This window comes from Hydrocarboniphaga sp. FW305-C-57 (assembly GCF_058783045.1).
The window spans coordinates 16,041-38,915 of record NZ_JBYSYG010000004.1 but is presented as its reverse complement, the minus strand read 5'-3'; the positions used below and the strand labels follow the sequence as shown (position 1 = coordinate 38,915).

General features: G+C 66.9%; 20 protein-coding genes. 11 read left to right on the top strand and 9 right to left on the bottom strand.

Translation table 11 applies throughout. The features are described from left to right. Positions 1 to 6: 6 nt before the first annotated feature. The 3 genes from AC3WUM_RS09645 to AC3WUM_RS09635 are packed head-to-tail and all read right to left on the bottom strand — an operon-like array spanning position 7 to position 1,765. Positions 7 to 432 (bottom strand): YidH family protein, encoded by a 426-nt coding sequence (locus AC3WUM_RS09645; protein WP_492410039.1) that lies wholly within the window; start codon positions 430 to 432, stop codon positions 7 to 9. A 16-nt stretch (positions 433 to 448) separates the two neighbouring features. Beyond that, complete coding sequence (gene mscL / locus AC3WUM_RS09640; RefSeq protein ID WP_492410038.1) at positions 449 to 874, bottom strand: large-conductance mechanosensitive channel protein MscL; 426 nt, start codon at positions 872 to 874, stop codon at positions 449 to 451. Positions 875 to 919: 45 nt separating this feature from the next. Next, on the bottom strand, positions 920 to 1,765 hold the full coding sequence (locus tag AC3WUM_RS09635; protein ID WP_492410037.1) for an SDR family oxidoreductase: 846 nt from the start codon (positions 1,763 to 1,765) through the stop codon (positions 920 to 922). A 221-nt stretch (positions 1,766 to 1,986) separates the two neighbouring features. Between AC3WUM_RS09635 and argS the strand changes: the two genes are divergently transcribed. The 3 genes from argS to AC3WUM_RS09620 all read left to right on the top strand — a co-directional run bounded on the left by argS (position 1,987) and on the right by AC3WUM_RS09620 (position 6,534). Further along, complete coding sequence (argS, locus tag AC3WUM_RS09630; protein ID WP_492410036.1) at positions 1,987 to 3,693, top strand: arginine--tRNA ligase; 1,707 nt, start codon at positions 1,987 to 1,989, stop codon at positions 3,691 to 3,693. Further along, a complete protein-coding gene (locus AC3WUM_RS09625) occupies positions 3,694 to 4,452 on the top strand; it encodes an SPOR domain-containing protein (RefSeq protein WP_492410034.1) in 759 nt (252 codons plus the stop codon). A 72-nt stretch (positions 4,453 to 4,524) separates the two neighbouring features. Continuing rightward, positions 4,525 to 6,534, top strand: coding sequence for a S9 family peptidase (locus AC3WUM_RS09620; protein ID WP_492410033.1), 2,010 nt, complete (start codon positions 4,525 to 4,527; stop codon positions 6,532 to 6,534). Between the two features lie 3 nt (positions 6,535 to 6,537). Here AC3WUM_RS09620 and AC3WUM_RS09615 read toward each other — a convergent pair whose 3' ends face one another. Beyond that, the gene (locus AC3WUM_RS09615) at positions 6,538 to 7,356 is read right to left on the bottom strand and encodes a M90 family metallopeptidase (protein ID WP_492410032.1); all 819 of its coding nucleotides are present in this window, start codon (positions 7,354 to 7,356) and stop codon (positions 6,538 to 6,540) included. Positions 7,357 to 7,372: 16 nt separating this feature from the next. Further along, positions 7,373 to 9,643: a DNA helicase II gene (gene uvrD, locus AC3WUM_RS09610; protein ID WP_492410030.1), complete on the bottom strand. Its 2,271-nt coding sequence runs from the start codon at positions 9,641 to 9,643 to the stop codon at positions 7,373 to 7,375. An 86-nt stretch (positions 9,644 to 9,729) separates the two neighbouring features. Between uvrD and AC3WUM_RS09605 the strand changes: the two genes are divergently transcribed. Continuing rightward, a complete protein-coding gene (locus AC3WUM_RS09605; protein WP_492410029.1) occupies positions 9,730 to 10,314 on the top strand; it encodes a superoxide dismutase family protein in 585 nt (194 codons plus the stop codon). 73 nt (positions 10,315 to 10,387) lie between these two features. Here AC3WUM_RS09605 and apaG read toward each other — a convergent pair whose 3' ends face one another. Both apaG and sufT read right to left on the bottom strand, forming a co-directional pair. Further along, the gene (gene apaG / locus AC3WUM_RS09600) at positions 10,388 to 10,771 is read right to left on the bottom strand and encodes a Co2+/Mg2+ efflux protein ApaG (RefSeq protein WP_492410028.1); all 384 of its coding nucleotides are present in this window, start codon (positions 10,769 to 10,771) and stop codon (positions 10,388 to 10,390) included. 42 nt (positions 10,772 to 10,813) lie between these two features. Beyond that, positions 10,814 to 11,362, bottom strand: coding sequence for a putative Fe-S cluster assembly protein SufT (sufT, locus tag AC3WUM_RS09595; protein WP_492410026.1), 549 nt, complete (start codon positions 11,360 to 11,362; stop codon positions 10,814 to 10,816). A 156-nt stretch (positions 11,363 to 11,518) separates the two neighbouring features. Between sufT and AC3WUM_RS09590 the strand changes: the two genes are divergently transcribed. From AC3WUM_RS09590 to AC3WUM_RS09570, 5 genes are all read left to right on the top strand, one after another. Next, positions 11,519 to 14,617, top strand: a complete 3,099-nt coding sequence (locus tag AC3WUM_RS09590; RefSeq protein WP_492410024.1) for an efflux RND transporter permease subunit — start codon at positions 11,519 to 11,521, stop codon at positions 14,615 to 14,617. 53 nt (positions 14,618 to 14,670) lie between these two features. Further along, positions 14,671 to 15,750: an efflux RND transporter periplasmic adaptor subunit gene (locus tag AC3WUM_RS09585; protein WP_492410023.1), complete on the top strand. Its 1,080-nt coding sequence runs from the start codon at positions 14,671 to 14,673 to the stop codon at positions 15,748 to 15,750. A 28-nt stretch (positions 15,751 to 15,778) separates the two neighbouring features. Next, a complete protein-coding gene (locus tag AC3WUM_RS09580; protein WP_492410022.1) occupies positions 15,779 to 16,540 on the top strand; it encodes an SIMPL domain-containing protein in 762 nt (253 codons plus the stop codon). A gap of 183 nt (positions 16,541 to 16,723) precedes the next feature. Further along, positions 16,724 to 17,245 (top strand): 5-(carboxyamino)imidazole ribonucleotide mutase, encoded by a 522-nt coding sequence (gene purE, locus AC3WUM_RS09575; protein ID WP_492410021.1) that lies wholly within the window; start codon positions 16,724 to 16,726, stop codon positions 17,243 to 17,245. A 16-nt stretch (positions 17,246 to 17,261) separates the two neighbouring features. After that, positions 17,262 to 18,353, top strand: coding sequence for a 5-(carboxyamino)imidazole ribonucleotide synthase (locus tag AC3WUM_RS09570; RefSeq protein ID WP_492410020.1), 1,092 nt, complete (start codon positions 17,262 to 17,264; stop codon positions 18,351 to 18,353). 28 nt (positions 18,354 to 18,381) lie between these two features. Here AC3WUM_RS09570 and AC3WUM_RS09565 read toward each other — a convergent pair whose 3' ends face one another. Beyond that, positions 18,382 to 19,128 carry a ParA family protein gene (locus AC3WUM_RS09565; protein WP_492410018.1) on the bottom strand — a complete coding sequence of 249 codons (747 nt, stop codon included), beginning with the start codon at positions 19,126 to 19,128 and terminating at the stop codon, positions 18,382 to 18,384. 216 nt (positions 19,129 to 19,344) lie between these two features. Here AC3WUM_RS09565 and AC3WUM_RS09560 point away from each other — a divergent pair, with 216 nt between their 5' ends. Both AC3WUM_RS09560 and AC3WUM_RS09555 read left to right on the top strand, forming a co-directional pair. Beyond that, on the top strand, positions 19,345 to 19,962 hold the full coding sequence (locus AC3WUM_RS09560; RefSeq protein ID WP_492410016.1) for an outer membrane protein: 618 nt from the start codon (positions 19,345 to 19,347) through the stop codon (positions 19,960 to 19,962). Between the two features lie 172 nt (positions 19,963 to 20,134). Further along, the gene (locus tag AC3WUM_RS09555) at positions 20,135 to 20,824 is read left to right on the top strand and encodes an outer membrane beta-barrel protein (RefSeq protein ID WP_492410015.1); all 690 of its coding nucleotides are present in this window, start codon (positions 20,135 to 20,137) and stop codon (positions 20,822 to 20,824) included. A gap of 120 nt (positions 20,825 to 20,944) precedes the next feature. On the opposite strand, the gene rpoD is transcribed toward AC3WUM_RS09555, so the two are convergent. Further along, the gene (gene rpoD / locus AC3WUM_RS09550; RefSeq protein WP_492410014.1) at positions 20,945 to 22,795 is read right to left on the bottom strand and encodes an RNA polymerase sigma factor RpoD; all 1,851 of its coding nucleotides are present in this window, start codon (positions 22,793 to 22,795) and stop codon (positions 20,945 to 20,947) included. Positions 22,796 to 22,875 lie beyond the last annotated feature (80 nt).

The following is a 22,875-nucleotide window of genomic DNA, read 5'->3' as shown; positions in this document are numbered from 1 at the left end:
CCTGCGCTAGGGGAAATTACCTATTCCGCCAGCAGGGCTGGTCGTCTGCATCAACGCCGCTCCATGTGGGCTGTCGAGCAGCAGGTAAATGGCGAGTCCCACGCCCAGGCAGCCGAGCACCAGCGCGAGCAGCGACGCGACCGAGCGCTGGTATCGGGCCGGCAGATCATGCGGCGGCAGTGTCGCCGTGAACTGCCGATGCTGCAGCAGCGCCGCGAAGATCGCGAGCGCGCCAGCGAGCGTCAGCGCGACGCCGAGTAGCAAGGAGGCTCCGTGGGAGTGCTGCGCCTGCACGGTGGCACCGCCGAGCAGGCGCAGGAACAAACCGAAGCGGGCGACGACGAAGCCCAGGCCGATGATCGCGATGCCGGTCCGGATCCAGGCCAGCAGCGTGCGTTCGGCCGCGAAGTAGACGCGAGGGTCGCGGTCCACAGCGGCGCTGCTCGGCTCAGGCCGGCGGGTGCTGCTGAGCCTTGAGGAGGTCGCGGATTTCGGCGAGCAGCTTCACGTCGGGCGGCGTCTCGGGCGGGGCCGGCGTGGCCTCGGGCGGCGGCGGCTCGGGCTGCTTGAGCGCGTTGATGCCCTTCACGAGCGCGAAGATGGCGGCCGCGACGATCAGGAAGTCGAACACGTTCTGCACGAACTTGCCGTAAGCCAGCACCACCGCGGGCGAATCGCCGACGGCCTCCCGGAGCGTGATGCCCAGGTCGGAGAAGTTCACGTTGCCGATCAGAAGTCCCAGGGGAGGCATCACCACGTCCGCGACGAGCGAGGACACGATCTTGCCGAAGGCCGCGCCGATCACCACACCGACCGCGAGGTCGATGACGTTGCCGCGCATTGCGAACTTCTTGAATTCTGCCGCCAGGCTCATGCGAGTGACTCCTTTTTCTTGAGCGATGGAAGTGTGCGCGACGGGCTAGAGACAGCTCGGAAGACCAGTCGCCAGGTCAGGATAACGCGGTGTCACGCCGAGTTCGCGGCGCATGCGATCGGTGACGAGCCGCTTGGATTCCTCGAGGAAAGAAAGCATGGCCGGTGTGAACGTGCGGTTAGCCTCTTCGAGACTCACGCGCCGGGGCTCGGGCAGGCCCAGCAGGGCGGCGCAGCGGCAGAAGTAGTCGGTCATCGTCGTCGGCGAGCCGTCGCTGACGTTGTAGGCCGCGCCCGACACGCCGCGCCGCATTGCGGCGACCGCGACGCTCGCGAGATCGTCGGCGTGGATGCGGTTGGTCGGCGGGCTTTCGCGCTCGTCGATCACCGCGTGGCCGGCTTGCAGGCGCGCGATCGGCAGGCGGCCGGGGCCGTAGATTCCGGGCACGCGCAGGATCACGGTTTCGGTGCCGTGCGCGGCCGCGTGTTCGGCGAGCGCGCGTTCGGCATCGAGCCGACGGCGGCCGCGATCGCTCTGCGGCTTGAGCGGCTCGCGCTCGTCGATCCAGCGGCCCTCGCAGTCGCCATAGACGCCGCTGGTGCTGATGTAGACGATGCGCCGGGGCCGGTTCGCCGCGAGCCAGCCGCGCAGGCGCGGGTCGCCGGCGCCGCTCGCCGGCGGCGGGGCGAACCAGTAGACCTGATCGGCGCCGTCGTCGATGGCGGGTTCGTCGAGATCGCGCTGCAAGGGTTCGATGCCGGCCGCCGTGAGCGCCGCCGCACTGGTCTCGCTGCGCACCTGCCCGCGCACGGCCTGGCCGTCGGCGAGCAGCCGGGCGCCGACGCGCTGGCCGATGTCGCCGCAGCCGATGATGAGGATCGGAGGAATCATCCCGGCATCCTAGGGGACTTTCAAGGGAGCGGCTTGTGCATCTCTCTCCCATCGGGTGAGGGACCGTCCGCAGGAGCGAAGCTTGGCCATCACGGCGAATCCCTCACCCTAACCCTCCTCCCGGAGGGAGAGGGTATTGCTTGCTTTCGCGACTGTGCCGGGCGGCGGGTAAACTGGTGCCCTTGCGACTCCCGGGTCGTGTGTTCCGACCGTTTCTTCCGATGAAAGCCCATTTGCAGTCCCTCATGAGCCAGGCGGCGACGACCGTGCTGGCCGAAGCGCAGTCTCAGGCTGCCCTGCCCTCGACCTTCCAGATCGAGGCGACCAAGGACGCCCGGCACGGCGATTTCGCGAGCAACCTCGCGATGCTGCTCGCCAAGCCGCTCGGCAAGCCGCCGCGGGCCGTCGCCGAGGCTCTGATCAAGGCGCTGCCGCCATCCAGCCGCGTCGCCAAGGTCGAGATCGCCGGGCCGGGCTTCATCAACTTCACGCTGGCGGCCGATGCCTTCCAGGCCATCGTCAGCGACATCATCGCGGCCGGCGCGGCGTACGGCCGCAGCGAGGGCGCGAGCCGCGGCAAGCTCATGGTCGAGTTCGTCTCGGCCAACCCGACCGGCCCGCTGCACGTCGGCCACGGCCGCGGCGCGGCGGTCGGCGACGTGCTCGCGCGGCTCTACGAGGCGGTCGGCTACGAGGTCACGCGCGAGTTCTACTACAACGACGCGGGCGCGCAGATCAGCAATCTCGCGGCTTCGGTGCTCGCACGCGTGAAGGGCCTGACGCCCGACGACGCAGGCTGGCCGGCCGACGGCTATCGCGGCCAGTACATCGCCGACGTCGCGCGCGCCTACATGAACGGCGAAACCGTCACCGCCGACGATCGCGAGGTGAAGGGCAAGGCCGACGCGGACGACGTCGATGCGATTCGCGATTTCGCGGTCGCCTATCTGCGCCGCGAGCAGGACGCCGACTTGAAGGCGTTCGACGTCAAGTTCGACGTCTATTACCTCGAATCTTCGCTCTACAGCGAGGGCAAGGTCGAAGAGACCGTCAAGGCGCTGATCGCGAGCGGTCACACCTTCGAGGAAGGTGGCGCGCTGTGGCTGCGCACGACCGACTTCGGTGACGACAAGGACCGCGTCATGCGCAAGACCGAAGGCGGTTACACCTACTTCGTGCCCGACGTCGCCTATCACCACGTCAAGTGGAATCGTGGCTACAAGCGCGTGGTCAACGAGCAGGGCGCCGATCATCACAGCACCATCACGCGCGTGCGGGCCGGCCTGCAGGCATTGAATGTCGGCATTCCGAAGGGCTGGCCGGACTATGTGCTGCACCAGATGGTCACGGTCATGCGCGGCGGCGAAGAGGTGAAGATCTCCAAGCGCGCGGGCAGCTACGTGACGCTGCGTGATCTGATCGATGAAGTGGGCCGCGATGCGACGCGTTACTTCCTGATCGCGCGCAAAGCGGACTCGCAGCTGACCTTCGACATCGACCTCGCCAAGTCCAAGTCCGACGAGAACCCGGTCTATTACATCCAGTACGCGCATGCGCGCATCTGCTCGGTGTTCCGCCAGGCCGCCGAGCGCGGCGTGGCCTTCGATGTGGCCGCAAGCAGCGCGCACCTGTCGCTGCTGACCGAAGCGCCTGAAAAGGAGCTGCTGACGCATCTCGCCAAGTTCCCCGAAACCGTCACCAATGCCGCCGAGCAATCGGCTCCGCACGCCATCGCCTTCTACCTGCGCGATCTGGCCGACCTGCTGCACAGCTATTACAACGCGATCGATGCTTCGGGCCAGCGCATCCGCTTCCTCGTCGACGACGCGAAGCTCACGCAGGCGCGCCTCGCGCTCGTGGCGGCGACGCGGCAGGTGCTGCAGAACGGCCTCGCCCTGCTCGGCGTGAGCGCCCCGGAGCAGATGTAAATGGCCTCGCGCGACTACGCTGCGCGCAACAGGAAGTCCTCGCGCGGCAAGCCGTCCGGCGGTGGCGGCCTGCCGGGCTGGGTCTGGGCCTTCGTCGGACTGTCGGTGGGGCTGGCGATCGCGGTGTTCGTCTACATCTCGCGGCCCACCGAAACGCCGCTGCGCGGAACCTCCGCCTCGCTCGACGTGGGCGATCCGGAAACCGCGTCGGAGCTCGTCAACGGCAAGCGCTTCAAGCCCAACGAGATCGAGGACATCGCTGATCGCAAGGCCGCCGCAGCCAAGGCCAGGGCGAAGTCGCAGGCCGAAAAGCCGGCCGACAAGGACGACAAGATCGCGGTGCCGCCGAAGGAAAAGTCGCGCTTCACGTTCTATGAACTGCTGCCGAGCCAGGAAGTGCTGGTTCCGAGCCAGGCCGACGGCAAGACGCGGCCGGGCGCGGCGCCTCCGCCCGCGAACGCCGCGACGCCCGGTTCGAGCACCGCCGCGAACGCGCCGGGCGCCGTGAAGGCGCAGCCCGGCAGCGACACCTTCATCATCCAGGTGGCCTCGTACAAGTCCGAGGCTGAAGCCGAGCGCCAGAAGGCCGCGCTCGCGCTGATCGGCGTGGAATCGCGCATCGAGAAAGTGACGATCGACAATCGCGACACCTACTACCGCGTGCGCGTCGGTCCGGTGAAGGACGAAGCCAAGGCTCGCGACACGCTGGCCCAGCTCGAGTCCAATGGCATCAGCGGAATGCTCGTGCGGGTGAAGTAGCAAACACACAAATGGAACCTTCGCCCAAGCGCACAGCTCGGGCGAAGGTTCGTAGCGCCGGGGGCGGGTGCGATGAGCAAAGGGATTTGGGGGCTGCTGCTGGGCCTGACGAGTGCATTCGTCGCGGTGCCGGCTTTCGCGGCAAAGGATGCGCATGACGCAGTGGAGCGCATCGAGCGCGGCAACCTGGTGCTCGAAGACCTGCCGCCGGTGCCCGACGAAATCGCCGATCGCACCTATCGCTATCAGCAGACGCGCTCGGCCGTGCTCGCCGGCTGGCTCGGCCGCGCCGAAGACGGCCTGCTGATCAGCACGCGCTTCGGCGACACCGCGCAGGTGCATCGCGTCGCCAAGCCGGAAGGCATGCGCTCGCAGCTCACTTTCTTCGCCGAGCCGGTGTCGTCGGCCGTGCCGGCGCCGGACGGGCGCAGCTTCCTGTTCACCAAGGACAGCGGCGGCGACGAGTTCTACCAGATATACAACTTCGACCTGGCGACCGGCGACTACAGGCTCGTCAGCGACGGACGTTCGCGCAACACCGACGTGCTGTGGTCGAACAAGGGCGATGTGTTCGCCTACTCGACCACGCGCCGCAACGGTCGCGACACCGACGTCGTCATCGGCCATCTCGACGGCAGGCCCCTGCAGCGTGTGAGCCAGCGCGAAGGCGCCTGGGCTCCGCTCGACTTCTCGCCGGACGACCGGCGCCTGTTGCTGCTGCACTACATCTCGATCAACCAGAGCGAGCTCTACATCGCCGATCTCGGCAAGATCGACGAAGAAGGCCTGCCGGCGCTCACGCGCTTCCACGAGACCGCCGAGCCCGTGAGCTTCACCAACGCCCGCTTTTCGCGCGATGGCCGCGGCGTCTACACGGTGTCCGACGAGGCCTCGGATTTCCAGCGCCTGCGCTACGAGAAGCTCGACGGCAACGCTGCGCGCGTGCTGACCGACAAGATCGAGTGGGACGTCGAAGGCCTCGAGATTTCGCGTCGCGGCAGCTACCTCGCCTACATCGTCAACGCCGATGGCATCAGCGAATTGCGCGTGATGAACCTCAAGACCGGCAAGCTCGTGCCGGTGCCGAAGCTGCCGATCGGCGTGGTTCACGGCCTGAGCTTCGATCCCAAGGGCAGGCAGCTGGCTTTCAGCTTCAACAGCGCGCGCAGCCCGACCGACGTGTTCTCGTTCGAGATCGGCAGCAAGGCGCTCAAGCGCTGGACGCGCAGCGAAACCGGCGGACTCGACGCGAGCCGCTTCATCGAACCCGAGCTCGTGCACTTCAACAGCTTCGACGATCTGCGCGTTCCGGCCTTCTACTACCGCGGTGTCGGCGAAGGCCCGCGCCCGGTGCTGATCCAGATTCACGGCGGGCCGGAGGCGCAGGCGCTGCCGACCTTCAACCCGCTGATCGAGTTCTACGCGCGCGAGCTCGGCATCAGCGTGCTGGTGCCGAACGTGCGCGGCTCGTCGGGCTACGGCAAGCGTTATCTGGAGCTCGACAACGGCTGCAAGCGCGAGGATTCGGTGCGCGACATCGGCGCGCTGCTCGACTGGATCGCCCGGCAGCCCGAGCTCGATGCGCGCCGCGTCGCGGTCATGGGCGGTTCCTACGGTGGCTACATGACGCTGGCCTCGATGACGCATTTCAACGATCGCCTGCGCGGTGGCATCGATATCGTCGGCATCAGCAACTTCGTGAGCTTTCTGAGCAACACGCAGGACTATCGGCGCGATCTGCGGCGCGCCGAATATGGCGACGAGAGCGACCCCGAAATGCGCAGCTTCCTCGAGTCGATTTCGCCGCTCACGAACGCTGCGCGCATCACCCGGCCGATGTTCATCGTGCAGGGTGCCAACGATCCGCGCGTGCCGCGCAGCGAGGCCGAGCAGATGGTCAAGACCATCCGCGCGAACAACGGCGGCACGGTCTGGTACCTGATGGCCAAGGACGAAGGCCACGGCTTCGCCAAGAAGGCCAATCGCGACGTCTACAACAACGCGGTCGTGATGTTCCTCAAGCAGGTGCTGGTCGATGTGGACCAGTACGAGGTGCTGGTCGAACCGGCGCCGGCTCCGTAGGGTTTACGGACTCCAAACCCAGTCTCGCGTTTCGTAGCCGTAGTAATCGCGCAGCAGCTCGTAGAGCTCCGCGTGATGCTGCGCGAGATCGGCTCCGCGCTGGATGAAGGCTTCGGTCGCGACGCCGAAAAACTCCGCGGGACTCTCGGCGCCGTAGGGATCGAGCACGGGCGGCCGGCGATGGCGTTGCAGGCGTTCGAATTCGCGCTGCATCACGCGTGACCAGCGCTCATAGTTCGGCAGATTCGGCGCGCCTTCGAACGGCGATTCGTCGTCGAGCTGATGCGCGAACTCGTGCACGACCACGTTGACGCCATCACCCGCGAGCGCGGCCTGCACGTCTTGCCACGACAGGATTACGCGATCGCCGTGCCAGGATTCGCCGATGCGCTCCTGCGGCTCGTCATCGACGAGGCCGAATTCGTCGGGTTCGTTCACCGGCACGAGAAACGCGGCGGGATACAGCAGCACCGCTTTCACCGCGGGAAACAGCTGCGCATCCGCTCGCAGCACGAGCAGGCAGGCGAGACCGGCGACGACGAGCTTCATCTCGTCGGTCACTTCCAAATCGTCGCAACCAATGAAGCGCTTGCTCGCTAGAAAGGCGCGCACGCGTTCGGCATGACGTTGCCGCAGCTCGGGCGTGAGTTGCGCGAGCACTGGAAGCTGGGTCCGCAATTCGGTTTCGAGATTGACTTCGAGTTCGCTGCGCAACTTCGGCGTCTGCGCCGCCGCGCGTCTCGACAGCGCACGCAGCGTCGCCAGCGGCCCGACGATCAGCGCGATCGCGACGACGATCGCGACGATGGCTTCCTGCGACATCTCGATCGCGCCAGCGCTAGACTGCTTGCAGCTTGGCGAGGCCGAGCACGAGCCGCTTGACGCCCGAATGGCGGAAGCGGATTTCGACCTGCGCCTTCTCGCCCTCGCCTTCGAACGACAGGATCGTGCCTTCGCCGAACTTGTCGTGCATGACGCGCTGGCCGAGCTTGAAGCCGCCGTAGTTCGGCACCGCGATCGCTGCGCTGCGACGGATCGGCGCGGAATAGCCGCTGCCGCTCGACGATCCACCGTAGGAGCTGCCGCCGCCATAACCGCCACCGCCGTAGCGCGAAGACTCACGCCCGGCGCCGAAACTCGGCGGCCGCAGCACGCCCGCGCGCGGGCGCGTTTCCATCACGCATTCGGGCGGAATCTCCTTCAGGAACTGCGACGGCATCGCCACCTGTTCGACGCCATGCAGGCGCCGGATCTCGGCGTAGCTCAGGTACAGCTGCTGGCGCGCGCGCGTGATGCCGACGTAGCAGAGCCGGCGCTCTTCCTCGAGATTGCCTTCCTCGACCGCGCGCATCGACGGGAACAGTCCGTTCTCCATGCCGACCATGAACACGATCGGGAATTCGAGGCCCTTGGCCGCATGCAGGGTCATGAGTTGCACGGAATCCTCGCCGGCCGCGGCCTGGCCCTCGCCGGCCTCGAGCGCCGCGTGCGCGAGGAAGGCCGACAGCGGATCGATGCCTTCTTCCTCCTGCTCGGGCGTGGGCTTCTCGAAGCTGCGCGCGGCGCTGACGATTTCGTCGAGGTTCTCGAGCCGGCCCTCGGCCTGTTCGCCTTTCTCCTTCTGGTAGTGCTCGCGCAGCCCGCTGTTGGCGACGACCACGTCGATGAGCTTGCCGAGCGCCATGTCGGCGGTCTGCGTGGCGATCGATTCGACCTTGTTGACGAACTTGTTGAGCGCGCCGGCCGAGCGGCCGACCAGCGCCGGTTCGCGCACGGCCGTCGCCCACAGCGAAGTGCCCGATTCGCGCGCGGCGGCGCGCAGCTTTTCGACGCTCGTCGCGCCGACGCCATGCGAAGGCGTGGCGAGTGCGCGCTCGAAGCTGATGTCGTCGTCGCGGTTGCGCATGAGCCGCAGCCAGGCCAATGCGTCCTTCACTTCCATGCGCTCGAAGAAGCGCAGGCCGCCGTAGATGCGATACGGCAGGCGCGCGCGGATCAGCATTTCTTCGAGCACGCGCGACTGCGCGTTCGAGCGATACAGGATCGCGAGGTCCGAATAGCGATGCGGCCCGTTGATGTAATCCTTGATGCGATTGACGACGAACTCGGCCTCGTCGTACTCGTTGAACGCGGCGTAGAGCGAGATCGGCGCGCCTTCGGAGCCCTCGGTCCAGAGGTTCTTGCCGAGACGTCCATTGTTGCGCTCGATGAGCCCGTTCGCGGCCTTGAGAATGGTGCCGGTCGAGCGATAGTTCTGTTCCAGGCGCACGATCTCGCAGCCGCGCAGGTCGCGTTCGAGCCGCAGCATGTTCTCGATCTTGGCGCCGCGCCAGCCGTAGACCGACTGATCGTCGTCGCCGACCGCGAACAGCACGCCGCGATCACCGACGAGCAGCTTGAGCCAGAGATACTGCAGCGTGTTCGTATCCTGGAATTCGTCGACGAGCACATGGCGGAACTTGCGCCGGTAGTGCGCGAGAATCTCGGCGTTGTCGCGGCAGAGTTCGTAGGCGCGCAGCAGCAGCTCGGCGAAATCGACCACGCCCTGTGCTTCGCATTGCTGCTGGTAGGCGGTGTAGACGCGCACGAGCGCGCGCTGCGTGAAATCGCCGAGGTCGTCGAAGTGATGCGGACGACGGCCTTCTTCCTTCTGCGAATTGATCCAGTGGGTGACCATCTTGTGCGGCCACTGGTCGTCCGGCAGGTCGAGCTGCTTGATCAGGCGCTTGACCAGGCGCTGCTGATCGTCGGCGTCGAGGATCTGGAAATCCTGCCGCAGCTTCGCCTCCTTCCAGTGCAGTCGCAGCATGCGATGCGCGATGCCGTGGAAGGTGCCGACCCAGAGCTGGCGCACGGGTGTGGTCAGCAGCTGCTCGATGCGTCCGCGCATTTCGTTCGCGGCCTTGTTCGTGAAGGTGACCGCGAGGATCGACAGCGGTGAGACATCTTCGACCGCGATGAGCCAGGCGATGCGATGCACGAGCACGCGCGTCTTGCCGGAGCCGGCGCCCGCGAGCACCAGGCGATGCTCGGGTGGGGCGGTGACGGCCTGTTTCTGCGCATCGTTGAGTGAATCGACCAGATGCGCGACAGCGGAGAAATCGTTCATCGGGGAAGTTTACCGGCCACGGTTCAGGCGTGCGTCACAGCGCTTGTCTTAACTGACGCTCGCCGAACATCGACCCAGGAGTCGCCATGAAGATCGTCCACCGCTTGAGCCTGCTGCCGTTCGCCGCCGCCATCGCGCTGTCGGCCTGCAAGCAGGAAACCCCGTCCGTGACCTCCGCTTCGCCGGCGGCCGGCATGTCGACCAACGCGCCGACCAGCGCCTCCTCGGCCACCGCCACGCTGTCCCCGACCGAGGGCAAGACCGCGCAGGGCACGCTCAAGTTCGAGGCCGGCGACGGCGGCGTGAAGGTCAGCGGCTCGCTGTCGGGCCTCAAGCCGGGCGCCGAGCATGGCTTCCACGTGCACGAGAAAGGCGATTGCAGTGCGCCGGACGCAAGCAGCGCGGGCGGTCACCTGAACCCCGATCAGCAGCCCCACGGCAACGTCGCCCAGGGCCCGCATCACGCCGGTGACGCGCCGAACGTGAAGGCCGACGACAGCGGCAACGCCGAAGTCGGCGTGACGCTTCCAGGCCTCGAAATCGGCACCGGCGGCGCCAAGGACGTGATCGGCAAGGCTGTGGTCGTGCACGAAGGGCCCGACGATTACCAGAGCCAGCCGGCCGGTAATTCGGGCGGGCGGATCGCCTGCGGCGTCATCAACGGCGGCTGATGCGTCGAAACCCCATTCCCGCTCCGGCGGGAATGAGAGGGGGCTGCTGCGCTCGGCAGCCGGGCAGCCGCTCTCAATTGAGAATCCGCGGCACCGCGAGACGGAACGGGGCAATCAGCGCCTCGAACGGCTCGCCATCCTCGGGAACCATGTGGAAGCTGCCGTGCATGGTGCCGACGGGCGTCGTCAGCGGACAGGCGCTGGTGTACTGGAACTGCTCGCCGGGCGCGAGCCGGGGCTGCTGGCCGACCACGCCCGGGCCGCGCACTTCCTCGGCGCGGCCTTCGCCGTCGGTGATGATCCAGTGCCGCGATTGCAGCTGGGCCGCGACGCTGCCCTCGTTGCGGATGGTGATGTGATACGCGAAGAAGAAATGCGCGCGCTCGGGCTGCGACTGCTCGGCCACGTACTGCGGCCTGACCACGATGCGTATGCCCCGCGTGACGGTGTCGGACATCGTGGCTCTCTCCCGTGAGCGCGGCGGTGAAGTCGGTGGAACTCAGTACATGCCGGTCAGCAGCTGGGCCGATTCCGACATCATGTCGCGGCTCCACGGCGGATCGAAGGTCAGTTCGACGTCGGCCTCGGTGACACGCGGCACTTCGAGCGTCTTGGTCTTGACGTCGTTGACGAGGATCTCGCCCATGCCGCAGCCCGGCGCGGTCAGCGTCATGCGGATGTAGGCCTTGCGATTGCTCGCGTCGAGCGGCTCGAGCCGGCATTCGTAGACCAGGCCGAGCTCGACGATGTTGATCGGAATCTCGGGGTCGTAGCAGGTCTTGAGCTGGGCCCAGACGGCTTTTTCGAGTTCCTCGTCGGAGGCATCGTCGGCCACTTCGGGGCCGCGCAGCACTTCCTTGCCGAGCGCGTCGGCGTCCGCACCGTTGATGCGGAACAGATGGCCCTGGACCTGAACCGTGAAGCTGCCGCCGAGCGCCTGGGTGATCTCGGCGCTGGCACCTTCGGGCAGCTCGACCTTGGTTCCGGCGGGAATCAGGATGGCGACCACGTCGCGGGTGAGGGCGACGGTTTCGTTGGAATCGGACATGGAACCTGCTGCTTTCGCGATCGAATCGCCGGTGCCCAATGGCGCCGGACGGCACCGGGAAAGATGGTGCCAGGGAACCGAGTTTAAACCCCCGGGGTCCGAGTCGCATCCAAGGCGCAGCTTGGGGCCCGCAGAGGGACGGGACGAGGGGAGACCATGAAAACGACACGATTCTCGGCCCGCAATCCGGCCGCGATCGCCGCGGCGGCGTTGATCGTGCTGCTGTTCGGCCTGCTGTCGCTGACGCGGCTGCCCGTGCAGCTGCTGCCCGACACCAAGAACCCGCAGATCTGGATCAGCGTGAACTGGCGCGAGGCCGCGCCGAGCGAGGTCGAGGAGGCGCTCGTCGAGCCGATCGAGGAGGCCATGCGCGGGCTGTCGGGCATGACCGAGATGCGCTCGCAGATCAATCGCGGCGGCGGCGGGGTGTCGCTGACCTTCGAGATCGGCACCGACATGACGCGCGTGATGCTCGACGTGGTCTCGCGCATCAACACCCTGCCGCCGCTGCCGCCCGACGCCGACGAGCCGCAGGTGTTCGACGGCGCGCCGTGGAACCGCGAGAACGCGGCCTCGATCCTCGTGCGTCCGCTGCCCGGCAACGACACCGCCGACATGGCGGCCGCGTACCAGAAGCTCATGGAGGAAGTCGTCGAGCCGCGGCTGTCGCGCGTCGAGGGCGTGAGCCAGATCAATCTCGAGGGCGGGCGTCCGAGCGAGGTGCAGATCCGCTTCGACGCGCACCGGCTCGCGGCGCTCGGCATCACCCCGCAGCAGCTCGCGAGCACCGTGATCGCGGCGCGCGACACCTCGGCCGGCTTCGTCAACATGGGTCGCCGCCAGTTCACCGTGCGCGTGACCGGGCGCGAGCCGATCGCCGACCTCGGCAATCTGATCGTGAGCTGGAACGGCGAGCGGCCCTTGTACCTGCGCGACGTCGCCGATGTCGGCGTCGGCCTGCAGGACCAGCAGGCCTTCTCGTTCCGCAACGGCGTGCCGGGCTATTACCTGACGATCCAGCGCAACTCGACCGCGAACATCGTCACCGTGCTCGACGGCGTCAAGGAGGCGCTGGCCGAGCTCAACGCCGGGCCGCTCGCGCGCGAAAAGCTCATCGCCGACCTGTCCTGGGACGCGAGCATCTACGTGCACCGGGCGATCGGCTTCGTGCAGGAGTCGCTCGTGGTCGGCATCCTGCTCGCGGTCGGCGGGCTCTGGTACTTCCTGCGCGGGCCGCGCGCGCTGCTCGTGATCGGGGCCACGATTCCACTGTCGCTGGCCTTCGCGGTCATCACGCTGCATCTGCTCGGGCGTAGCCTCAACGTCATTTCGCTGGCCGGCCTGGCCTTCTCCACCGGCATCGTCACCGACGCCGCGCTGATCGTGCAGGGCAACATCATCCGCTTCCTGCAGCAGGGCAAAAACGCCTGGGACGCGACCATCGAGGGCACGCAGGAAGTCATTCCGGCGCTGTTCGCCTCGATGCTCACGAGTGTGGCGATCTTCCTGCCCGTGCTGTTCATGCAGGGGCTCGAAGGCCAGCTGTTCAAGGACCTGGCGATTACCATGAGCGTGAGCCACGCGGCCTCGCTGTTCGTGGCGATGACGGTGATCCCGGCCGCCAACCGCTGGGCGCTCGCGCGCCAGATTCCGGCCGACCAGCACGAGCACTGGTGGAAGGCGATGGCGCACAGCGCGATGCGCGCGACCGGCTCGACGGCCCTGCGCATGGCCTGGATCGGCGTGCTGGTGCCGGGCTGCCTGCTGTTCTGCTGGTTCGCGGCGCCCAAGCCGGATTATCTGCCGGTGGCGCAGACCGACAACGTCTGGGGCAACTTCCGCACGCCGCCGGGTGGCAACATCGAAACCGTGCGCCACGAAATCGCGCCCAAGGTCATCGAGCGCCTGCGTCCGCACCTCGAAGGCAAGGCCGAGCCGGGCATCAAGTACTACAACTTCTCGGCCTGGGGGAACGGCGGCGGTGGCCTGGTCGTCGCCTACGCGGCCGATCCGCGCCAGACCAAGGACGTCGTCGAGCTGCTGCGCAACAAGATCCTGGTCGACCTGCCCGACGTGCGCGTGTTCGCGAGCCAGGGCTCGCTGTTCAATCTCGACGGCAGCAACGCGCGCAACATCGAGCTGTTCCTGCAAGGGCCCGACCTCGATGCGCTCATGGAGGCCGCGCGCGTCGCCGAGCGGCTGATCCCCGAGGCGATTCCGGGCACCTTCCCGCAGAGCCTGCCGGCCTTGCAGCTCGACCAGCCCGAGCTGCAGATCAGGCCCAACGAATGGCGCGTCTCGCGCGCCGGGCTCGATCGCAGCAGTGTGTCGAGCGCCCTGCGCGCATTCACGGGCGGGCTCTGGGCCGGCGAATACTTCGACGGCAACGAGCGGCTCGACATCATCGTGCGCAGCCAGGACTGGCACACGCCCGAAGAACTCGCCGAGCTGCCGATCGCCACGCCCGGCGCGGGCATCCAGCTCGTCGGCGAGCTCGCGCAGATCAGCCAGACGGTCGGCCCGGCGCAGCTCGCGCGCTTCAACGGTCGGCGCACGGTGTCGGTGAACTTCGAGCCGCCCGACACCATGACGCTCGACGAGGCGGTGGCGATCCTGCAGGCCAGGGTCGAGCCGCAGCTGCGCGAGACCATGAGCCCGAGCATCCAGCTCAGCTACGGCGGCAAGGCCAACGAGCTGCAGCTCGCGCTCGGTTCGATGGCGACCAACTTCGCGCTCGCCCTGCTGATGCTCTGCGCGCTGATGGGCGCGCTGTTCCGCAGCCTCTGGGACGCGCTGCTCGTGATGCTCGTGATTCCGGTCTCGATCGCGGGCGGCGTCGCCTCGCTGCGGCTGATCGGCGTGTTCGATTTCCAGGCCATGGACCTGCTGACGATGATCGGCTTCATCATCCTGCTCGGCCTGGTTGTCAACGCGGCGATCCTGCTCGTCGACCAGACGCGCGCGCGCGAACACGCCGGCATGGCGCGCATCGACGCGGTTCGCGAGGCGCTCGAAACGCGCGCCCGGCCCATCGTGCTGTCGACGCTGACCGCCGTGCTCGGCATGGCCCCGCTGATCCTGATGCCGGGCCTGGGCTCGAAGATCTATCGCGGCCTGGCCGCGGTGGTCTCGGGCGGCATGATCGTCGGCACCGTGTTCACCTGGTACCTGATGCCGGCGCTGCTGCGGCTCGGCGAAGCGCGGCATCCGGCGCGCGAGCCGGTGGCCGCCGAGGCCGAGGTGCTCGGCGCATGAACATCCCCTTCTCTTTCGTCGATCGGCCGCGCCCGGCCGGTGGAGTGCGCTGCATGAAGAAAACCCTGATCGGTCTCGCGCTGTGTGTTGTGGCGAGCGCCCACGCGCAGCCCGAGCGCCCGGCTTCGGCGGTCGAAACCGCCTCGGCGACCTTGCGCGACATCGCGCCGTCGATCACCGCGACCGGCCAGGTGCAGTCGCGCTCGGGCGCCGAGATGGCGGCCGGCACCAGCGGGCCGCTGGCCTGGGTTGCCGAGCCCGGAACCGCGGTGAAGAAGGGCGAGGTGATCGCCCGGCTCGATACCGGCGAAATCCGGCTGCAGCGCGCCGAGCAGGGCGCGCGGCTCACGCGCAGCGAAATCGCGCTGCGCCAGGCCGAGCGCGAGCTCGAACGCCTGCGTGCCTCGGGCACCGCGGTCAGCCGCTACCAGCTCGACCAGGCCGAGAACACGCGCGACCTTGCCAAGAGCGATCTCGAAATCGCCCGCGCGACCCTGCGCCAGACCGACGATCGGCTGGCCCGCGCCGAGGTGCGCGCCCCGTTCGCGGGCGTGATCGCCGAGCGCCTGCGCCGCGAGGGCGAGGAGATCAATCGCGGCGACGTGATCGCCCGCCTGCAGGACACCGAGCACCTCGAACTGCGCCTGTTCCTGCCGCTGCGGCACGTGCGCGCTATCCAGCCGGGCAGCTCGGTGCAAGTGCAACTGGCGCCCGATCGCGCGGTCGCGGGCCAGGTCCGGGCGATCGTGCCGGTCGGCGATGCGCGCACGCAGAGCTTCGAAGCCCTGATCGACCTGCCGCAGCAGGAGGCCGGCTTCGCGGTCGGCCGCAGCTTGCAGGTGGTGCTGCCGCTGGAGTCGCCGCAGCAGAAGCTCGCGGTGCCGCGCGACGCCGTGGTGATACGCGAGGACGGCCTGTCGGTCTACGTGGTGCGCTCGGGCAAGGCCGCGCGCGTGCCCGTGAAGACCGGCTCGGCGCAGGGCGAATGGGTCGCCGTCGAAGGTCCGCTGAGCCCGCAGGAGGCCGTGGTGGTTCGCGGCGCCGAGACTTTGCATGATGGCGATCCGGTCAAGGTGATCGGGGAACATCGCCCCGGCATCACCGGTCAATCGAAGAACAAAGGACTGTCCTGAAAAAATGAAGACTGCAACGAAACGCGCCATGAGCACTCCGCTGAAACCCTCGATGAAATTCCCGATGAAGAGCCTGCTGCTCGGAACCCTGCTCGCCAGCTTCAGTGCCGGCGCGCTGGCCCAGGCGACCGGCTTGCCGCCGCCGCCCGAGCGCCCGCGCTTCGTCGCCGTGAGCGGCGACGGTGAAGTCTCCGCGGTGCCCGATCGCGCGCGCCTGCAGCTCGGCGTGACCCAGCTCAGCGCCGACGTCGCCACCGCCGAGGCCGAGGTCAACAAGGTCGTGCGCGCGTACCTGGCCGAGGCCAAGAAGCTCGGTGCCAAGGACGAGCAGATCACCACCACGGGCGTGAGCATCCAGCCCGAATACGTCTGGGACGAGAAGGAGCGCCGCAACCAGCTGACCGGTTACCGCGTGAGCCGCGACATCGAAGTGCGCATCACGAGCCTCGACAAGCTCGGTGCCTTCCTGCTCGCCGGGACCAAGGCGGGTGTGAACCAGGTGCAGCCGCCGCAGCTCGAATCGTCCAAGGCCAAGGACCTCGAGAACCAGGCGCTCGCCGCGGCCGCCAAGGACGCCCAGGCCAAGGCCGCGCTGCTTGCGAGCACGCTCGGCGTGAAGCTCGGCGGCCTGCGCAGCATCGCCGAGAACGGCTCCTCGCCGCCGGTGCCGATGGTCAAGGCGATGGCGATGCGCGTCCAGGCCGCCGACGGCAACGCCGAAATGGGCATCAGTACCGGCGAAATCCGCGTCCGCGCGAGCGTCAACGCCGAGTTCGACCTGGCGCCGTAGGCTTCTCCAACTCCCTCTCCCTCCGGGAGAGGGCTGGGCTAGCGCGGCGAGCCCTCACCCTCGGTCTCTCTCCTGGCAGGAGAGGGAAGAAAAGCCGACCCGAAGCCGTCCCGGCTGGAAGCCGTGATCCGGCGATGCAATAATCCCCGGCTCTTTTCTCCAGCCGGGGCTGCCAAGCCGGCCATGACCTCCTCTATCAAAACCGAAGCGCCGCTGGTGGGCGTGATCATGGGTTCCCGTTCCGATTGGGAGACCATGGCGCATGCGGTCCGCGTCCTCGAGAACCTCGGCATTCCGTACGAGGCCAAGGTCGTTTCGGCGCATCGCACCCCCGACCTGCTGTTCGACTACGCCGAAAGTGCGGTCGCGCGCGGCCTGCAGGTGATCATCGCGGGTGCCGGCGGAGCCGCCCATCTGCCGGGCATGTGCGCCGCCAAGACGCGCCTGCCGGTGCTCGGCGTGCCGGTGCAGTCCAAGGCCTTCAACGGTCTCGATTCGCTGCTCTCGATCGTGCAGATGCCGGCCGGCATTCCGGTCGGAACCCTGGCCATCGGCGTCGCCGGGGCCACCAACGCCGGCCTGCTCGCCGCGAGCATGCTCGCCACGCATGACGCGGCCCTCGCCACCCGGCTCGAAGACTTCCGCGCCCAGCAGACGAGCAAGGTGCTCGACGATGCGCCGCTGAGCCTGCCGCCGTTGGCCTGACGTCGAAAGAAACCTCATGAAGATCGGCATCCTCGGAGCCGGCCAGCTGGGCCGGATGCTTGCATTGGCGGGATACCCGCTGGCCATGCGCTTCGTCTTCGTCGATCCGGCCGAAGACGCCTGCGCCGCCGCGCTCGGCGAGACCCTGCAGGCGCAGTACCTCGACGAAACCGCGCTGCAGGGTTTCTGCGAGCGCTGCGACGTCGCCACCTTCGAGTTCGAGAACGTGCCCGCGCATACGGCCGAGTTCGTCGCCGCGCGCCGGCCGCTGTATCCGCCGCCGCAGGCGCTCGCGACCGCGCAGGATCGGCTCAACGAGAAGAAGCTGTTCGACGACCTCGGCATTCCAGTGCCGCGCTACCTGCCGGTGGCGACGCGCGAGGCGCTCGACATGGCCGTGCGCATCACCGGCCTGCCCGCGGTGCTCAAGACGCGCCGCATGGGCTACGACGGCAAGGGTCAGGCGGTGCTGCGCAAGCCCGAGGATCTCGACGCCGCCTGGGCCCAGCTCGGCGCCCAGCCGCTGATCCTCGAAGCCTTCGTGCCGTTCGAGCGCGAAATCTCCTGCCTTGCCGTGCGCGGCCGCGCGGGCGAGCTGGCGTTCTACCCGGTCGTCGAGAACCGCCATCGCGATGGCATCCTGCGCCTGTCGACGCCGCAGCTTGCCGATCCGCTGCAAGCCCAGGCCGAGGATTACGCGCGCCGGGTGATCGAGAAGCTCGATTACGTCGGCGTGCTGGCCTTCGAATTCTTCGTCGCCGACGGCCAGCTGTTCGCCAACGAAATCGCCCCGCGCGTGCACAACTCCGGGCACTGGAGCATCGAGGGCGCGGTCTGCTCGCAGTTCGAGAACCATCTGCGCGCGGTCGCCGGCCTGCCGCTCGGTTCGACCGCCGCGCGCGGGCATTCGGCGATGGTGAATTTCATCGGCTCGGCGCCCGACACCGCCGCGCTGGCCGCGATCGAAGGCGTGCACGTGCACTTCTACGACAAGGCCGCCAAGCCCAAGCGCAAGGTCGGGCATGCGACGGTGACGGCCGCAACCGCCGAAGCGCTCGCCGAGCGTGTCGCCCGGCTCAGCGACTTGGCCGACGCGGCCGAGATTTAGCGGTCGTAGGGCGGCTCTCGACCCCGCCCTACAGCTTCAGCGCCGCGCTGACTTCGAGCCAGAGCTCGGCATATGCGTTCAATGCGTAATCATCGCTCGGCGCATACGCCGCGAGCGGGGCGCGATGCTCGCCCATGCGCTCGACCATCGACGAATACGGAATCACCGACTGCGCCATGCCCTTCATGAGCTCGGGCGGCTGCTCGATGAGCTCGCGATGCAGCGAGCGCCGGCGATCGGCCATCGAATAGAACGGCATGAGCTTGCGCAGCGGAAAGCCTTCCTGCTGGAAATATTCGCGCAGCTGTTCGTAGGCGCGCAGCGACAGGTGCGTCGGCACCACCGGAACCAGGATCAGGTCGGCCGCGGTGAAGACGTTGTCGGCCAGGTGCGACAGCGCGGGCGGGCAGTCGAGCACCGCGAGCGAATACTGCTCGGAGAACGGCTTGAGCAGGCGCTTGAAGGCCTCGCGCGGGGGCTCGACCTTCTTGAGCAGGATGTCGAAGTAGCGGTAACTGAACTCGGCCGGGATCACCGAGAGTTTTTCATAAGGCGTGGGCCGCACGAGCCGGCCGAGTGGCGTGTCGCCCGCGAGCACGCTCTTGGCCTTGGCGGCCTGGCCATCGCCGTGCAGATACCAGCTCGATGCGGCTTGCGAATCGAGATCCCAGACCACCGTGCGCAAGCCGCTGGCGGCCGCGAAGTAGGCGAGGTTGACCGCTCCGGCCGATTTCCCGACGCCGCCCTTGATGTTGTAGAGCGCGATGGTCTTCATGCGCTGGCGCTCGTCGCGAGGGGACGGCAAAACGGGCTGCGCAGCAAACCCCGAGGCGAACCGTGATCGGCAAAGTCCATGTCGCTCTCCGCATCGACCGCGTGCTGCACGTTCATTTGGCAGCGGGTTTCGATTTGATAAACGGCTGCGGCCGACTGAACCGCTGCTTTCAGCGGGCCTCATCGGCGCAAGGAATTTACCCAGGAGATTACTAGGATGAAAGCTAAAAAGCTGCTGATGCTGGCTGCGCTTGCTGCTCCATTGGCGGTGCCGGCGCTCGCCCAGGCCAATGAGCAGGGGCACGTCGATGCGTATTACATCCCGTCGAGCAACTTGGACATCGACGGTGTGGGGGACGACGACGGCGATGGTTTCGGCGTCAAGGGCATGGTCCCGCTGGGATCGAATTTCTTCCTTAACGGCGAATACCAGTCGGTCACGCTCGATGATTCCGATTGGGACGTCGACCAGTTGCGCCTCGGCGGAGGCTGGCAGACGCCGCTGGCGACCGGCACGTTCGCGGTCTACGGTGAGTACGCCAACATCGACCTCGATGGTTCGGAAGCCGATGGCCTCGGCGTGCACGGACGCCTGGTGTTTCCGATCGCCCCGTCGGTGAACATCTACGGGCAGGTCGGCTATCTCTGGCTCGAGGACGACGACAACTACGACATCGACGGCCTGGAATTCCTGATCGGCGCTTCGGTGGACTTCACGCCGAACATCGGCGCCTTCCTCGATTTCCGTCAGAGCAACCTGAGCGCCGACACCGGCTTCGGCGACCAGGATTTCACTTTCCAGGACGTTCGCGTCGGTGTACGGGTGCTCTTCTAAAAGAGAGTGTTTCCCGCATCAAGAAGTATCGAGAAGCCCCGGATTTTCCGGGGCTTTTCGTTTGCGGAACATACAGCCCGAGTTCAGCGCCCCGGTCTCATCCTCCGCAGCCGTCGCCACCAGTCAAGCAAGACGTCACAGGCGACCGGATGCCCCTCATAAGGAGAGATCAATGCAAAGCCTCAGGAAGTTTCGCCTTTCCCTCATCGCGGCATCGGCGCTGGTCGCCGTGCCCTTCACCGCTGCTCAGGCGGCCGCCGATCTGGACGGCTACTGGATTCCGTTCTCGTCGGCCAAGATCGGCAGCGGCGACGACGCGCTGGATTTCGATGACGGCGATGGTTGGGGCGTGAAGGGCAAGTTTGGCCTTTCCGACCTGTTCTTCCTGAGCGGTGAATACGAGAAGAACAAGTTCGACGACATCGGCGTCGACGGCGGCTTCCTGGGCGGCGACGGCGCTGCCGAGCTGCGCACCGAGCAGTATCGCGGCGGCCTGGGCTTCCGCTTTCCCGAAACGCCGTTCTACACCTATGGCGAATACATCGGCTTCGAATCCAAGGTTCGCGTCGAACTGCCCGGACCGTTCGGCTCGGTGGAGTCCGACAAGGACAAGTCCGAAGGCTGGGGCGGTCATCTCGGCGCCCAGGGCAAGGTGCTCAACGACAAGCTCACGCTGATGACCGAGATCGGCTACGTCGACATCGGCGACGTCGATGGCCTCGAAGTCACGGCCGGCGGCGCGGTCGAGATCGTCAAGCATTTCTCGATCTTCGCCGACTATCGCTACACCAGCCTCGCGGGCGGCAACAATCCGGACGTGCGCCTCGACGAGGCTCGCCTGGGCGCTCGTTTCAGCTTCTGAGGCTCGGGCCTTCTCGCATCGCAGCAACGAAAAAGCCCCGCTTCGGCGGGGCTTTTTCGTTGAGCCGACTCGCGGCACCGGCATCCGGGGCCGAACTTGCGGCCTGCGGCGGCTGCAGCCCTACTCGTCGAGGAAGCTGCGCAGGTAGTTCGCGCGGCTCGGGTGACGCAGCTTGCGCAGGGCCTTGGCCTCTATCTGGCGGATGCGCTCGCGCGTGACGTCGAACTGCTTGCCGACTTCCTCGAGCGTGTGGTCGGTGTTCATGTCGATGCCGAAGCGCATGCGCAGCACCTTGGCTTCGCGCGGCGTGAGGCTCGCGAGAATCTGGTGCGTGGCCTCGGCGAGGCTCGACGAGGTGGCCGATTCGAGCGGCGACACCGCGGCGGTGTCCTCGATGAAATCGCCGAGGTGGCTGTCCTCGTCGTCGCCGATCGGCGTTTCCATCGAGATCGGTTCCTTGGCGATCTTCAAGACCTTGCGGATCTTGTCCTCGGGCATCTCCATCTTCACCGCCAGCTCTTCGGGCGTGGGCTCGCGACCCATTTCCTGCAGCATCTGGCGGCTGATGCGGTTGAGCTTGTTGATCGTCTCGATCATGTGCACCGGGATGCGGATGGTGCGCGCCTGATCGGCGATGCTGCGCGTGATCGCCTGGCGAATCCACCAGGTCGCATACGTCGAGAACTTGTAGCCGCGGCGGTATTCGAACTTGTCGACCGCCTTCATGAGGCCGATGTTGCCTTCCTGGATCAGGTCGAGGAACTGCAGGCCGCGATTCGTGTACTTCTTGGCGATCGAGATGACCAGGCGCAGGTTGGCCTCGACCATCTCCTTCTTCGCGCGGCGGGCCTTGGCCTCGCCGACGTTCATGCGGCGGTTGATGTCCTTGATCTCGTCGACCGCGATCAGGAATTCGTTCTCGATCTTGGTCAGCTGGCCGAGCAGTTCGACGATCTCGTCGCGGCGCGTGGCGAGCGTGGCCGAGTACTTGCGCTTGGCGCGGATCGACTTCTCGAGCCAATCGTGATCGTCAGGCTTGGTGCCCTTGTACTTGCCGAGGAATTCCTCGCGCGACATGCCCGCGTCGATCACGCAGATGCGCATGACGCTGCGCTCGATCTCGCGGATGTTCTCGATCTTGTTGCGCAGGTTGCGGTTGATCTCGTCGACGATCTTCGGCGACAGCTTGAAGGTCATGATGAGGTCGGCGACCGCTTCGCGCTTGCCGAGCGTCTTCTTGTCGTCGGCGCCGGTCTTCTGGAGCGCTTTCCAGGCGGTGTCGTAGAGGCCCTGCAGCTCTTCGAACTTCAGGCGCGCCTCTTCCGGATCGGGACCGGTGTCAACGGCCTCCTCTTCCTCGTCGCCGCCCGCGTTCTCGTCTTCTTCCTCTTCTTCCTCTTCCTCCTCGACCGGCGGCGGCGGCGCTTCGGCGACCGGCTCGGCGTTCGGATCGAAGAAGCCGGTGATCACTTCGGCCAGGCGGCGCTTGCCCTCGCCCACGGAAGCGTAGGCGTCGAGCAGGATCTTCACGGTTTCGGGGTAGATCGCCATCGCGTAGAGGGCTTCGTTCAGGCCCTCCTCGATGCGCTTGGCGATGCGGATTTCACCTTCGCGGTCGAGCAGTTCGACACTGCCCATCTCGCGCATGTACATGCGCACCGGATCGGTCGTGCGGCCGAACTGATCGTCGCTCGCGGCAAGCGCGGCGGCGGCTTCCTCGGCGGCGTCTTCCTCTTCTTCAGCCGAGGCGACGACGGCGGGCTCGGAGAACAGCTGGCTCTCCTCATCCGGCGCTTCATCGTGCACCTGGATGCCCATGGTCTGGATCATGCTGATGACGTCGTCGATCTGCTCCGAATCGACGACTTCCGGCAGATGATCCGAGACCTCGGCGTAGGTCAGATAGCCCTTTTCCTTGCCCAGGGCGATCAAAACCTTGATCTGGGATTGCTTCTCGGCGCTATTGCTCATTCAGGTGCTCGTATCGGGGCAGGCCTCGGCCCGTTGCACTGGGCGGAGAACTGCGTATTTTACTGGACGATGCTGATATA

Excerpts from the sequence above, each read along its gene's own strand:
- AC3WUM_RS09635 (WP_492410037.1), bottom strand. The coding sequence starts at position 1,765 with ATGATTCCTCCGATCCTCATCATCGGCTGCGGCGACATCGGCCAGCGC.
- AC3WUM_RS09590 (WP_492410024.1), top strand. The coding sequence starts at position 11,519 with ATGAAAACGACACGATTCTCGGCCCGCAATCCGGCCGCGATCGCCGCG.
- AC3WUM_RS09555 (WP_492410015.1), top strand. The coding sequence starts at position 20,135 with ATGCAAAGCCTCAGGAAGTTTCGCCTTTCCCTCATCGCGGCATCGGCG.
- AC3WUM_RS09585 (WP_492410023.1), top strand. The coding sequence starts at position 14,671 with ATGAAGAAAACCCTGATCGGTCTCGCGCTGTGTGTTGTGGCGAGCGCC.
- sufT (WP_492410026.1), bottom strand. The coding sequence starts at position 11,362 with ATGTCCGATTCCAACGAAACCGTCGCCCTCACCCGCGACGTGGTCGCC.
- AC3WUM_RS09570 (WP_492410020.1), top strand. The coding sequence starts at position 17,262 with ATGAAGATCGGCATCCTCGGAGCCGGCCAGCTGGGCCGGATGCTTGCA.
- AC3WUM_RS09560 (WP_492410016.1), top strand. The coding sequence starts at position 19,345 with ATGAAAGCTAAAAAGCTGCTGATGCTGGCTGCGCTTGCTGCTCCATTG.
- AC3WUM_RS09620 (WP_492410033.1), top strand. The coding sequence starts at position 4,525 with ATGAGCAAAGGGATTTGGGGGCTGCTGCTGGGCCTGACGAGTGCATTC.
- mscL (WP_492410038.1), bottom strand. The coding sequence starts at position 874 with ATGAGCCTGGCGGCAGAATTCAAGAAGTTCGCAATGCGCGGCAACGTC.
- AC3WUM_RS09565 (WP_492410018.1), bottom strand. The coding sequence starts at position 19,128 with ATGAAGACCATCGCGCTCTACAACATCAAGGGCGGCGTCGGGAAATCG.
- rpoD (WP_492410014.1), bottom strand. The coding sequence starts at position 22,795 with ATGAGCAATAGCGCCGAGAAGCAATCCCAGATCAAGGTTTTGATCGCC.
- purE (WP_492410021.1), top strand. The coding sequence starts at position 16,724 with ATGACCTCCTCTATCAAAACCGAAGCGCCGCTGGTGGGCGTGATCATG.
- uvrD (WP_492410030.1), bottom strand. The coding sequence starts at position 9,643 with ATGAACGATTTCTCCGCTGTCGCGCATCTGGTCGATTCACTCAACGAT.
- AC3WUM_RS09615 (WP_492410032.1), bottom strand. The coding sequence starts at position 7,356 with ATGTCGCAGGAAGCCATCGTCGCGATCGTCGTCGCGATCGCGCTGATC.
- AC3WUM_RS09625 (WP_492410034.1), top strand. The coding sequence starts at position 3,694 with ATGGCCTCGCGCGACTACGCTGCGCGCAACAGGAAGTCCTCGCGCGGC.
- AC3WUM_RS09580 (WP_492410022.1), top strand. The coding sequence starts at position 15,779 with ATGAGCACTCCGCTGAAACCCTCGATGAAATTCCCGATGAAGAGCCTG.
- argS (WP_492410036.1), top strand. The coding sequence starts at position 1,987 with ATGAAAGCCCATTTGCAGTCCCTCATGAGCCAGGCGGCGACGACCGTG.
- apaG (WP_492410028.1), bottom strand. The coding sequence starts at position 10,771 with ATGTCCGACACCGTCACGCGGGGCATACGCATCGTGGTCAGGCCGCAG.
- AC3WUM_RS09605 (WP_492410029.1), top strand. The coding sequence starts at position 9,730 with ATGAAGATCGTCCACCGCTTGAGCCTGCTGCCGTTCGCCGCCGCCATC.